This is a genomic window from Streptomyces sp. CA-251387, assembly GCF_050936625.1.
Classification (GTDB): domain Bacteria; phylum Actinomycetota; class Actinomycetes; order Streptomycetales; family Streptomycetaceae; genus Streptomyces.
In genome coordinates this window covers 7925917-7938861 of record NZ_JBNJMJ010000001.1, presented here as the reverse complement: position 1 = coordinate 7938861, position 12945 = coordinate 7925917, and the positions used below count along the sequence as shown (strand labels likewise).

10 protein-coding genes and 1 pseudogene are annotated in these 12945 nt (G+C 70.4%); 6 read left to right on the top strand and 5 right to left on the bottom strand.

Features of this window, described 5'->3' with window-relative positions; genetic code table 11:
• Positions 1-7: 7 nt before the first annotated feature.
• From ACQEV2_RS35280 to ACQEV2_RS35265, 4 genes and pseudogenes are all read right to left on the bottom strand, one after another.
• A complete protein-coding gene (locus ACQEV2_RS35280) occupies positions 8-685 on the bottom strand; it encodes a GntR family transcriptional regulator (protein ID WP_433050947.1) in 678 nt (225 codons plus the stop codon).
• 171 nt (positions 686-856) lie between these two features.
• Positions 857-1795, bottom strand: a complete 939-nt coding sequence (locus ACQEV2_RS35275) for a beta-ketoacyl-ACP synthase III (protein ID WP_433050944.1) — start codon at positions 1793-1795, stop codon at positions 857-859.
• A gap of 151 nt (positions 1796-1946) precedes the next feature.
• Complete coding sequence (locus ACQEV2_RS35270; protein WP_433050941.1) at positions 1947-2081, bottom strand: MFS transporter small subunit; 135 nt, start codon at positions 2079-2081, stop codon at positions 1947-1949.
• Positions 2065-3402: pseudogene (locus ACQEV2_RS35265) on the bottom strand (OFA family MFS transporter); the annotation flags it as partial. The gene ACQEV2_RS35270 and the pseudogene ACQEV2_RS35265, both read right to left, overlap by 17 nt.
• Positions 3403-3717: 315 nt before the next feature.
• On the opposite strand from ACQEV2_RS35265, the gene ACQEV2_RS35260 reads away from it, so the two are divergent.
• The 5 genes from ACQEV2_RS35260 to fdhD are packed head-to-tail and all read left to right on the top strand — an operon-like array spanning position 3718 to position 10177.
• On the top strand, positions 3718-4689 hold the full coding sequence (locus ACQEV2_RS35260; protein ID WP_433050938.1) for a 2-dehydropantoate 2-reductase: 972 nt from the start codon (positions 3718-3720) through the stop codon (positions 4687-4689).
• 10 nt (positions 4690-4699) lie between these two features.
• Complete coding sequence (locus ACQEV2_RS35255; protein ID WP_433050935.1) at positions 4700-6634, top strand: molybdopterin oxidoreductase family protein; 1935 nt, start codon at positions 4700-4702, stop codon at positions 6632-6634.
• Between the two features lie 5 nt (positions 6635-6639).
• Entirely contained in the window at positions 6640-8463 is a 1824-nt protein-coding gene (locus tag ACQEV2_RS35250; RefSeq protein WP_433050932.1) for an NAD(P)H-dependent oxidoreductase subunit E, read from the top strand.
• A complete protein-coding gene (locus ACQEV2_RS35245) occupies positions 8460-9320 on the top strand; it encodes a 2Fe-2S iron-sulfur cluster-binding protein (protein WP_433050929.1) in 861 nt (286 codons plus the stop codon). The genes ACQEV2_RS35250 and ACQEV2_RS35245 overlap by 4 nt, the downstream gene beginning before the upstream one ends.
• 8 nt (positions 9321-9328) lie before the next feature.
• Positions 9329-10177 (top strand): formate dehydrogenase accessory sulfurtransferase FdhD, encoded by an 849-nt coding sequence (gene fdhD / locus ACQEV2_RS35240; RefSeq protein ID WP_433050926.1) that lies wholly within the window; start codon positions 9329-9331, stop codon positions 10175-10177.
• Between the two features lie 111 nt (positions 10178-10288).
• Here fdhD and ACQEV2_RS35235 read toward each other — a convergent pair whose 3' ends face one another.
• On the bottom strand, positions 10289-10816 hold the full coding sequence (locus ACQEV2_RS35235) for an isochorismatase family protein (RefSeq protein ID WP_433050923.1): 528 nt from the start codon (positions 10814-10816) through the stop codon (positions 10289-10291).
• Positions 10817-11049: 233 nt separating this feature from the next.
• Here ACQEV2_RS35235 and ACQEV2_RS35230 point away from each other — a divergent pair, with 233 nt between their 5' ends.
• The gene (locus ACQEV2_RS35230; RefSeq protein WP_433050920.1) at positions 11050-12939 is read left to right on the top strand and encodes an exo-alpha-sialidase; all 1890 of its coding nucleotides are present in this window, start codon (positions 11050-11052) and stop codon (positions 12937-12939) included.
• The last annotated feature ends 6 nt before the right edge of the window (positions 12940-12945 follow it).

Sequence of the window (12945 nt, the reverse complement as noted above, 5' to 3'; positions counted from 1 at the left end):
AGCACGGTCAGGACTTCTGCCGTGCGTGATACGACCGCCGCGTGTGCTCGGTGTGCTCCCGCATCAGCTGCGTGGCTCGCTGTTCGTCGTGGTCGGCAATGGCTGCGATGAGTTCGCGGTGCTCGCTCCAGGACTGGCCTCCCCGCAGGCGGGCGACCGGTGTGTAGTACCAGCGCACCCGGCGGTCGACCTGCGCGGCGAGCTCGGCGAGGACCGAGTTGCCTGCCAGCTCCATGATCTTGGCGTGGAACGCGGCGTTGAGAGCGACTGCGGCATCCACGTCGTCGGAGGCCACGGCCTTCAGGCCTTGTGCCACAAGTTCGTCCAAGGCAGCGATGCCGTCGCCGTCCGCATTCACCGCGGCGAGCCGGGCGGCCTCGGCCTCAAGGAGCATACGGACGCTGAGGAGCTGATCCGCCTCCTCCTCCGTCGGCTCGTGCACGAACGCGCCCTGCGCGGGCCGCAGATCCACCCAGCCCTCGGTGTTCAGCCGCTGCAGCGCCTCGCGCACCGGCTGCCGTGACACGCCGAGGTGGCCTGCCAGTTCGCTCTCGACCAGGTGCTGGCCCGGCTGGAGGGCGCGGGTGGTGATGAGTTCGAGGAGCGCCTCGTAGACGCGGTCGCGCAGCGGGCCGGGCCGTTCGAGCTTGGGCATCGCACCCTGCGGCAGTCCTGTCGACAACATCGGTCCCCCTCCTGGGCGAACACCGGGGCGACTGCGTCCGGTAGCCGGCCGTCACTGAAAGCAAGTATCGATTGTCTTTCGTCTACAGTCTACGGCGCGCGAAGACCAGGGGAACGGGGAGTCGGCCTCGTCACACAGGTCGGCGCACAGGGGCCGAAGATGTCATGGACGTCAGGGACAGCGGACGACCTGCCCGGCGTACGACAGGTTCCCCCCGAACCCGAACAGCAGGACCGGATCGCCGCTGGAGATCCTCCCCTGCTCCACGAGCTTGGAGAACGCGAGCGGGATGCTGGCCGCCGATGTGTTCCCGGACTCGGCGACATCGCGCGCCACCACGGCGTTGACCGCGCCGAGCTTCTCGGCGAGGGGCTCGATGATGCGCAGGTTGGCCTGGTGCAGGACGACGCCGGCGAGGTCCTCGGGCGCGAGCCCCGCCCGCTCGCAGGCCCGGCGGGCGATGGCCGGCAACTGCGTCGTCGCCCAGCGGTAGACGCTCTGCCCCTCCTGCGCGAACCGCGCGGGCTGCCCCTCGATGCGCACCGCGTGCCCCATCTCGGGCACCGAACCCCACAGCACCGGCCCGATGCCGGCCTCCTCGGACGCCTCCACGACGGCCGCGCCCGCCCCGTCGCCGACCAGCACACAGGTCGTGCGGTCGCCCCAGTCGGTCACGTCGGACATCTTGTCGGCGCCGATCACCAGCGCCCGGGCCGCGGCGCCCGCGCGGACGGCGTGGTCGGCGGTGGCCAGGGCGTGGGTGAAGCCCGCGCAGACGACGTTGACGTCCATCGCGGCGGGCGAGGGGATGCCGAGGCGGGCCGCGACCCGGGCGGCCATGTTCGGGGAGCGGTCGATGGCGGTGGAGGTGGCGACCAGGACCAGGTCGACGTCACCGGGTGCCAGACCGGCCGCCGCGAGCGCCTTGGCGGCGGCGTGCGCGGCCAGTTCGTCGACCGGCTCGTCGGGCCCGGCGATGTGACGCGTACGGATGCCCACACGGCTCCGGATCCACTCGTCACTGGTGTCGACCATGCCCGCCAGTTCCTCGTTGGTGAGCACCTTGGCGGGCTGGTAGTGGCCGACGGCGGCGATACGCGAGCCGTTCATCGTTGGTGGTCCCCCTCGGAGCCTCGGGTAGCGGGATTCACCAGTCTGATCAGTGACTCACCGGTACGGCGGCACGTGATGCCACAGGAATCGGGCGCCCGTGTTGTCGGCTTCCCTCAGACCCTCGGACGCCCGAACACCTTCCGAACAGCTAGCCGGTGAACAGCTGCGTCGCCTTCCGTACGAGTTCGTAGAGCCCGTAGGCGAGGGGCACCCCCACCCACACCCAGGCGAAGGCGATCAGCCCCCGTCGGCTGGGCGGACTGCTACTGCTGTCGGTGGACATCCGCGGCCTCCTTCTCCTTCTGCTCGTTCGACGTCGGGACGGGAACGTGATGACGGGGATGGACGGGCCGGACGAGCTCGTTGGCGACGAAGCCGACGGCGAGCAGCCCGATCATGATGAAGAGGGAGAGCGTGTACAGGGAGGAGCCGTCCTTGCCCGCCTCCTCCTGCCGGTCGGCGATCCAGTTCACGATCAGCGGTCCGAGGACACCGGCCGTGGACCAGGCGGTGAGCAGCCGCCCGTGGATGGCGCCGACCTGGTAGGTCCCGAAGAGGTCCTTCAGATAGGCGGGGATCGTGGCGAAGCCGCCGCCGTAGAAGGACAGGATCACCAGCGCGCACAGGACGAACAGCGGCTTGGACGAGTCGCCGGCGAGCGCGATCAGCCCGTACATGAGCGCTCCCACGCCCAGGTACACGCGGTAGATGTTCTTGCGCCCGATCAGGTCCGAGGTCGACGACCAGCCGATGCGGCCCGCCATGTTGGCGGCGGACAGCAGGGCGACGAAGCCGGCGGCGGCCGACGCCGACACCGTTGTCGAGGTGTTCGCGAAGAAGTCCGTGATCATCGGGGCGGCCTTCTCCAGGATGCCGATGCCGGCGGTCACGTTCATGCAGAGCACGATCCACAGACACCAGAACTGCGGTGTGCGCACGGCGTTGCGGGCGGACACCTGCGGTCCGTCGAAGGCGCTGGGCCCGTCGCCGACCGGCTTCTCGGTGCGCGGCACCCGGACCAGCAGCACGCCGAGCAGCATGAAGACGGCGTACGACAGCCCGTGCACCAGGAACGCCATCGCGATCCCGGAGCTGTCGGAGCCGAACGACTCCAGCATCTGCGCCGACCAGGGCGAGGCGATGAGCGCGCCGCCGCCGAAGCCCATGATGGCGATGCCGGTGGCCATGCCGGGCCGGTCGGGGAACCACTTGATCAGTGTCGACACCGGCGAGATGTACCCGATGCCGAGGCCGATCCCGCCGACGAAGCCGTAGCCGAGGACGATCAGCCAGTACTGCTCGGTCGCCGCGCCGAGGGCGGAGAGCAGGAAGCCGGACGAGAAGCAGCACAGGGCGACCGTCATGGCCCAGCGGGGCCCGTTGCGCTCCACCAGCGTGCCGCCGAACGCGGCCGACAGGCCGAGCATGACGATGCCGAGCTGGAACGGCAGCGCGCTCTGGGTGCCGCTGAGGCCGAGCGCGGATTCGAGCGGGGGCTTGAACACGCTCCAGGCGTAGGCCTGGCCGATGGAGAGGTGGACCGAGAGGGCGGCGGGCGGAACCAGCCAGCGGCTCCACCCCGGGGGTGCGACTGGGGGACTCATGATCCCGAACGGTAGGGAGCGGCACGGCAGTTGAGAAGGCGGCACGTCGACCGTATGCGGTGAGCGGTATGCAGCGCGCGACGAACGGTCGAACGCTGTACGGAATGCCGCGCCGCAGGCAGAGCGCACAGCCTTGGGAACGCCGTGCGCGATCCCTTGCTGAACGCCGTGCGCGAACCCTTGCTGACCCTCTATCCATACTGTAGACAATATTCCGTCGACAGGATTCGGCCCCGGGCTCGGGCTCTCACCGGCCGGTCCGAGAACTTCCAGCCACCTCCGCGGTACTCCCTCGACCGAACGGAGCGTTCCGAAGTGAAAGTTGCAGTCCTCGGCGCCGGTGCCATCGGCGCCTACGTCGGAGCCGCGCTCCATCGCGCGGGCGCCGACGTGCATCTCATCGCCCGTGGACCGCATCTGGCGGCCATGAGGCAGCACGGAGTGCGCGTGCTCAGTCCGCGCGGCGACTTCACCGCCCGCGCCCACGCGACCGACGACCCGGCCGAGGTCGGCCCGGTCGACTATGTCTTTCTGGGCCTTAAGGCCAACTCGTACGCGGCGTGTGGGCCGCTCATCGAGCCCCTTTTGCACGACAGCACGGCGGTCGTGGCCGCCCAGAACGGCATTCCCTGGTGGTACTTCCACCGCCACGGCGGCCCGTACGACGGCCACCGCATCGACAGTGTGGACCCCGACGGCGCGGTCAGTGCGGTGCTCGCGCCCGAACGGGCCGTCGGCTGTGTCGTCTACGCCGCGACCGAACTCGAAGGGCCGGGTGTCGTACGGCACTTGGAAGGCACCCGCTTCTCCGTCGGCGAACCCGACCGCAGCGTGTCCCAGCGCTGTCTGGACTTCAGCGAGGCCGTGATCGCCGGCGGTCTGAAGTGCCCGGTCGAGCCCGACCTGCGCAACGACATCTGGCTCAAGCTGCTCGGCAACATCTCCTTCAACCCGATCAGCGCGCTGGCCCGCGCCACGATGCGGCAAATGTGCCTGCACGGCGGCACCCGCAAGGTCATCGAGACCATGATGACCGAGACGCTCGCGGTCGCCGAGGCCCTCGGCTGCGAGGTGGGCGTCTCCATCGAGCGCCGCCTCGCGGGCGCGGAGCGGGTCGGCGACCACCGCACCTCCACGCTCCAGGACCTGGAGCGTGGCAAGCCGCTCGAACTCGACGTACTCCTCGCGGCGGTCGTCGAGTTGGCGGAGATCACCGGCGTCCAGGTGCCCACCCTGCGCACCGTCCACGCCATCTCGGACCTGCTCGCGCTGAGGAGCGCCGCATGAGGAGTGTCGTATGAGGAAACGCGACCGGAGCCCGAAGACCTACACGCGGCTGACCCATCCACTCATCCGCGACTCCCGCGACGAGCCCTTCCGCCGAGCGAGCTGGGAGGAGGCCCTGGACCGGGCGGCCCGCGGCCTGGCGCGCAACCGCGACGCGTTCGGCATGTTCTCCTGCGCCCGCGCCACCAACGAGATGAACTACGTGGCGCAGAAGTTCGCCCGGGTGGTGATGGGCACCAACAACGTCGACTCCTGCAACCGGACGTGTCACGCCCCGAGCGTCGCCGGGCTGTCGGCCGCCTTCGGATCGGGCGGAGGCACCTCCTCATACGAGGAGATCGAGCACACCGACGTCATCGTCATGTGGGGTTCCAACGCGCGCTTCGCGCACCCGATCTTCTTCCAGCACGTGCTGAAGGGGATCAGGAACGGCGCCCGCATGTACGCCGTCGATCCGCGCCGCACCTCCACCGCCGAGTGGGCGGAGAGCTGGCTCGGCCTGAACGTCGGCACCGACATCCCGCTGGCGCACGCGATCGGGCGGGAGATCATCCACGCGGGCCTCGCGAACGAGGCGTTCATCGAGCGGGCGACGACCGGCTTCGAGGAGTACCAGGCGCTGGTCGAGCCGTGGACGCTGTCCCTCGCCGAGAAGGTCACGGGCGTACCGGCAGCGGCGATCAGGGAGTTGGCGCACGCCTACGCCCGTGCCGAGCGCGCCCAGCTGTGCTGGACCCTCGGTATCACCGAGCACCACAACGGCACGGACAACGTGCGCGCGCTGATCAACCTGTCCCTGCTGACCGGGCATGTGGGCCGGTACGGCAGCGGGCTGCAACCCCTGCGCGGCCAGAACAACGTGCAGGGCGGCGGCGACATGGGCGCGATCCCCAACCGCCTCCCCGGCTTCCAGGACATCCTGGACACGAGCGCTCGCCTGAAGTTCGAGTCGGCCTGGGACACCGTCATCCAGCCGCACTACGGGCTCAACCTCACCGAGATGTTCGAGGCGATGGAGGAGGGCACGCTCAAGGCCGTCTACTGCATCGGCGAGAACCCGGCGCAGTCGGAGGCGGACAGCGAGCAGGCCGTACGGCGGATGCGGCAGCTGGACTTCCTCGTCGTCCAGGACATCTTCCTGACGAAGACGGCCGAGCTGGCGGACGTCGTCCTGCCCGCGACCGCCGGGTGGGCCGAGACCGACGGCACCACCACCAACAGCGAGCGGCGGGTGCAGCGGGTACGGCGGGCGGTCACCCCGCCCGGTGAGGCACGCGAGGACATCGACATCATCTGCGAGCTGGCGGCACGGCTCGGCCACGACTGGAAGTACGCCGATGCCGAGGCCGTCTGGAACGAGCTCAGGTCGGTGTCGCCGGACCACTACGGGATGACGTACGAGCGCCTGGAGGAGCACCAGGGCATCCAGTGGCCGTGCCCGAGCACCGAGCAGCTCGAACCGACCTATCTGCACGGCCGGTTGTGGGAGACGAACCCCGCCAGGCGCGGGACGCCGGCGCCGTTCGGGATCGTGCAGCACGATCCGCCGGTCGACCTCACCGACGAGGAGTACCCGATCCGGCTCACCACCGGACGGCGGCTCGACTCCTACAACACCGGTGTGCAGAGCGGGAGTTTCGCCTCCCCGCTGCGGCGCGGCGAGTACGTCGAGCTGTGCCCGGAGGACGCCGAACGGTACGGGGTCGTGGTGGGCGAGGAGGTCCAGGTGTCCTCGCGGCGCGGTTCGGTCGTCGCGCCGGTGTGGATCGACACAGCGCTGCGGCCCGGGCTCGCCTTCATGACCATGCACTTTCCCGACGAGGTGGACACCAACCGGCTGACGATCGAGGCGAACTGCCCGATCGCGGGGACGGCGGAGTTCAAGGCGTCGGCGATCCGGATCGAGAAGCTCCCCGTCGCGACCGTAGTGACGAACGTGAGGTGACGTAAGTGGACCTGCACTTCGGCGACAGCAAACCGACGGACGACGAACGGGCGGCCGTGGACGCCCTGTTGGGCCCCCCGGAGTCCTCCTGGGAGGGCGCCGACCGTTCCGACGCGGACCTCAGGTGGGCGCGTGGCGGGCGCGAGGCGCGGGACCGCCGCGACCTGCTGTTGCCGGGGCTGCACGCGATCAACGACCGGATCGGCTGGATCAGCGAGGGCGCCCTCGACTACCTGTGCCGGCGGCTGACGGTGCCGCCGGCGGAGGCGTACGGCGTCGCCACCTTCTACGCCATGTTCTCGGTCAAGCCCCGGCCCGCCACCGTGCTCCACGTCTGCACCGACCTCGCGTGCGCGGCGGCCGGGGCGAGCGAACTGTGTGCCGGGGTCGAGGCGCGGCTCGGGCTCGGGAGCGGTGTGTCGGTCGAGCGCAGCGCATGTCTGGGCCTGTGCGAGCGGGCTCCGGCGGCGCTCGCGATCAAGGCCGGGGATCCGGTGCGTACGGCGGTCTCGGCGCCGGCCACCGTGCACGACGCCGTCCTCGCGGCGAGCGCTCCGGACTCGGCGCCCGAGGAGCCGCCGGCCGCGATGGCCGTACCGCAGGCGGGGGACCCCGCGCTGACCCTGCTACGGCGTGTCGGTGTGGTCGACCCGTCGTCGCTGGACGACTACCGCGCCCACGGCGGTTACACGGCCCTGCGCCGGGCCTTCGAGCTGGGTCCCGCCGGAGTCATCCGCGAGGTCACCGACTCCGGCCTGGTGGGGCGTGGCGGCGCCGCCTTCCCCACCGGCCGCAAATGGCAGGCCACGGCGTCCCAGCCCGACCATCCGCACTACCTCGTCTGCAACGCCGACGAATCCGAGCCGGGCACCTTCAAGGACCGCGTGATCATGGAGGGGGACCCGTACGCGCTGGTGGAGGCGATGACGATCGCGGCGTACGCGACGGGCGCCCACAAGGGATACCTGTATCTGCGCGGCGAGTACCCCCGTGCGCTGGGGCGCCTGGAGCACGCCATCGCACAGGCACGCGCGCGTGGACTGCTCGGCGACGACGTCCTCGGCCAGGGATACGCCTTCGACATCGAGATCCGGCGGGGTGCGGGGGCGTACATCTGCGGTGAGGAGACGGCCCTGTTCAACTCGATCGAGGGCTACCGGGGCGAGCCGCGCTCGAAGCCGCCGTTCCCGGTGGAGAAGGGGTTGTTCGGCAAGCCGACGGTGGAGAACAACGTGGAGACGCTGGTCAATGTGCTGCCGATCCTGACCATGGGCGCACCTGCGTATGCGGCGATCGGCACGGCGAAGTCCACGGGGCCGAAGCTGTTCTGCGTCTCCGGGAGTGTGGAGCGGCCCGGGATCTACGAGCTGCCGTTCGGCGCGACGCTCGGCGAGCTGCTGGAACTGGCCGGAGTACGGGACGGGCTGCGGGCGGTGCTGCTGGGCGGCGCGGCGGGCGGGTTCGTACGGCCCGACGAGCTGGACATCCCGCTCACCTTCGAAGGCACGCGGGAGGCGGGCACCACGCTCGGCTCCGGTGTGGTCATGGCCTTCGACGACACGGTCCCGCTGCCCCGGCTGCTGCTGCGCATCGCCGAGTTCTTCCGTGACGAGTCGTGCGGGCAGTGCGTGCCGTGCCGGGTCGGGACCGTACGGCAGGAGGAGGCGCTGCACCGGATCGTGGAGCGCACGGGTGCGGCGGCCGCCGGCGACATCGCCCTGCTCAGGGAGGTCGGCCGCGCGATGCGGGACGCCTCGATCTGCGGTCTGGGGCAGACCGCGTGGAACGCCGTGGAATCCGCCATCGACCGTCTGGGGGCGTACGAATGACCGTGACACCGCTGGGGATCCCGCGCCGGCTGCTGGAGTTCACCCTCGACGGCGAGCCCGTCCGGGCAGCCGAGGGCTCGACGGTTCTCGACGCCTGCCGGGCCGCCGGGAAGGACGTCCCGACCCTGTGCCAAGGGGACACCCTGACGCCCAAGAACGCCTGCCGGGTGTGTGTCGTGGAGGTCGAGGGGTCCAGGACCCTGGTGCCGGCCTGCTCACGCAAGGCCGAGCCGGGGATGGTGGTGCGGACCGACACCGAGCGCGCCCGGCACAGCCGCAAGATCGTCCTGGAACTGCTCGCCTCGTCGGTGGATCTGTCGACGACTCCGCGGGTCGCCGACTGGATCAAGGAGTACGAGGCGAAACCGGACCGCTTCGGGCCGGACGCGGCGCGGCTCGACGAGGAGCCGAGGATCGACAACGACCTGTATGTGCGCGACTACGACAAGTGCATCCTCTGCTACAAGTGCGTCGACGCCTGCGGCGACCAGTGGCAGAACACCTTCGCGATCTCGGTCGCCGGACGCGGCTTCGACGCGCGGATCGCGGTGGAGCACGACGCTCCGCTGACCGATTCGGCGTGCGTGTACTGCGGGAACTGCATCGAGGTGTGTCCGACGGGGGCCCTGTCCTTCAAGTCCGAGTTCGACATGCGGGCGGCGGGCACATGGGACGAGTCCCAGCAGACCCGGACGACCACCGTGTGCGCGTACTGCGGTGTGGGCTGCAACCTCACGCTCCACGTGCAGGACAATGAGATCGTGAAGGTCACGTCACCGCACGACAACCCGGTGACCCACGGCAACCTCTGCATCAAGGGCCGCTTCGGCTACCAGCACGTACAGAACCGGGACTGAGACACGACATGGGACGAGTCACGGAACGACGCAAGGTGATCCGCATCAGGGACGGCGCCGTCTCCAGCCGCCCGGACACCCTGGTCGCCGAGGAACCGCTGGAGATCCGGCTGAACGGCAAGCCGCTCGCGATCACCATGCGCACCCCGGGCGACGACTTCGCGCTGGCCGCGGGCTTCCTGGTCAGCGAGGGCGTGCTGGGCGGGCAGGACGATCTGCAGAACATCGTGTACTGCGCCGGGGCCACGGTCGACGGCTCGAACACGTACAACGTGGTCGATGTGAAGACCGCGCCGGGCGTGACCGTCCCCGACATCACCCTCGAACGGAACGTCTACACCACCTCCTCCTGCGGCCTGTGCGGGAAGGCGAGCCTCGACGCGGTGCGTACGACGGCACGCTGGCCGATAGCCGACACTCCCCCGGTCCGTGTCGCACCCGAACTCCTCGCGAGCCTCCCCGACCGGCTCCGCGCGGCCCAGCGGGTCTTCGACCGGACCGGGGGCCTGCATGCGGCGGCCCTGTTCACCGAGGACGGCGAGCTGCTCGACATACGCGAGGACGTCGGCCGGCACAACGCGGTGGACAAACTGGTCGGGCGTGCGCTGCAGAACGGCGACCTGCCGCTGTCCCGGACCGTGCTGCTGGTCTCGGGGCGGGCCAGCTTCGAGCTCGCGCAGAAGGCGGTCATGGCGGGGATTCCGGTGCTGGCGGCCGTCTCCGCCCCGTCGTCGCTGGCGGTGGACCTGGCCGCGGAGACGGGGCTGACGCTGGTGGGCTTCCTGCGGGGCAGCTCCATGAACGTGTACGCGGGCGAACACCGGCTCGCCCTGCGGACCGCGGCCGCCCAGGCCTGACCGGCTCCCCGCGACACGGCGGCGGGGCCCCGAACCGGCGGGGAGCGCCCCCTGCGCCGCCGGGGTCCCGCTGTTCTTCCCATGTGTGCCGGCGTGGTCAGGTCGGCTGGGTCAGCCGGCTGAGAAGGTCACCGCCGCGGCCGGTACCACCGAGCCCAGCCTCGGGAAGTCGAGCCGGACCGACGCCTCGTGTTCTGCCGCCGTGAACGCCGTCATCGCGTCCTCGACGAAGACCAGGTCGTAGCCGAGGTCGGCGGCTGCGCGGGCAGTGGACTCGACGCCGAGGTTGGTGGCGATGCCGCCGAACACCAGGGTGGTGACGCCCCGTTCGCGGAGGCGGTCGTCGAGTCCTGTGTCCTGGAAGCCGCCGATCGTCCGCTTCACGATCTCGATGTCTCCCTCCTTCCGCAGCCCTGCCACCAGGCCGCTGCCGGGCGGCTGCTCGGTGACGCCGGGGCGTTCGACGCGGACGAGGACGACGGGCGCTCCAGCGGAGCGGAAGGCGGCCGCCAACTCCTCGCAGGTTGCGAGGGCTTCGGTTCCTTTTCGGGGCTCCAGAGGCAGCGCGACGATGCGGTCCATCAGGTCGACCAGGACGAGGGCGGTGTGTGCGGGTTCGAGCGCGAGTGGTGCGGTCATGACGGAACGTTATCCGCCGTCAGCGCTGTGTACCGGAAATCCGGATCCACGGGTAAGTCCCCCATCGGGGTCCCCGAGGGAAAGTGGTACTCCATCCGTGATGTGACACGTGCACGGTTCTTGTGATGCGTGCGACAGCCCAACTAACGTCTGTGCTGCGCACTTTGGACGTGGGATGTCCGAATGTTCAGATGCCTGGACCTGTGACCAGACGATGAAGGGCGGGCCGCACCATGCCTTCAAGAGTTCGCGCACGTCTCAGAGCTGTTCTCATTGCGGCCGTCGCCACTTCGGCGACGGCCGCGGCGTTAAGTCCGGCAAGTCCGGCGCAGTCCCAACCGGCCTCGCGTACACCGCTGTTCGAGCAGCAGGTTCTGTTCAGGGCCGACCAGGAGACCGGCTACGCCTGCTTCCGCATCCCGGCGATCGTCAAGAGCAAGGACGGCACGCTGCTGGCGTTCGCCGAGGGGCGGGTGCTCAACTGCGGTGACGCCGCCGACATCGACATCGTCCTCAAACGGTCGACGGACGGTGGCCGCACCTGGGGGCCGCTCCAAGTCGTCAACGAGGGCGCCGGCGACACGCACGGCAACCCGGCGCCGATCGTGGACCGCGAGACCGGCCGCATCCTGCTGGCGGAGACGTACAATACGGGCCGTACGGACAGCGGGAATTGCTCGGTGCCGTGCGATCGCACCCCGCATCTGCAGTACAGCGACGACGACGGCCGGACCTGGTCCGAGCCGCGCGATCTGAGTGACGAGATACTGCCGGCGCACTGGAACTCCTGGTACGCCACCGGCCCCGTGCACGGCATCCAGCTCACCAAGGGCAAGCACGCCGGACGTCTGGTCTTCGGCGTCAACACCGAGACCTGGGACGGCAGTCGGGTGACCGCCAACCACGCCGCCCTCATCGTCAGCGACGACGGCGGCGACAGCTGGCGGGTCGGCGCCACCGACTCCTGGCCCATCGCCGCCGCCGACGGCACGTTCCGGCAGAAGCCGTCCGAGGTGACGCTCACCGAGCGCACGGACGGCACGATCCTCATCAGCGGCCGGGAACAGGACGGCACGGACCTCGGCCACCGCTCCCAGACGTACAGCCGCGACGGCGGCGACAGCTTCACCGGCCCGTTCCGGGGCCTGCCGGACCTCTACACGCCCCAGGTGCAGGGCGCCACGCTGCGCATGGGCAACCGGATACTGCTGTCCGCCCCCGCCGACCCCGACCGCCGCCGGACCATGATGGTCCGCTCCTCCTACGACAGCGGTGACAGCTGGGAGAGCGTGGACCGCGGCAGGGTCGTCGCCACGGACTGGTCGGGCTACTCCGACATGGTGGGCATCGACGCGTCCACGGTGGGCCTGATGTACGAGGGCGGCGCCGTCGACGCACGCGACGAGATCCGCTTCGCCCGCTTCAACGAGGCCTGGCTCGGCCCGCGCCGCGCCCCCGACCCGACCACCCCCGACCTCGCCCCGAGCGCCCCCCGGGCGACCGTCCTCGGCGGCGCGCACACGACGGACGGCGTGTTCGGCAACGCCGTGGAGTTCGACGGCACGGACGACGCCGTACGCCTGCCGTACCGCTCCCGGCTCCCGCTCGGCACAGGCGAGTTCACGGCATCGCTGTTCTTCCGCTACTCCGCCGCCTCCGGCGAGCAGCCGTTCCTGTGGATGGGCGGGATCGGCACCACCCAGCCCCAGATCTGGCTGCGCGGCGAGCCCGACAACGACCGGGTGCGCGCCCTGATCACCACACGGGAGGGATTCCGGACCGTGCGCACCGCGTCCGTGTGGTTCAACGGCGCCCGCGACGACGGGCAGTGGCACCACCTCGCGCTGCGGCGGGGCGGCGGGCAGCTGACGCTGTTCCTCGACGGTGAGGCGATCAGCACCGCGGACGTGGCGGGCTCGGTCAGCCGCAACTCGCCGTTCGGTGTGCACGTCGGCCAGCGCCTGGACAGCCGGGCCTTCCTCACCGGCGCGATCGACGACGTCCACGTGTGGAACCGGGCGCTCGGCGACGCCGAGGTCAAGGCGGCGGCGCAGGCCACCGGCCGTAAGGCTTCGGCCACCGGCGACACCGTCCTGTGGCTGCCCATGGACCAGGTGCGCTGAGGCCAC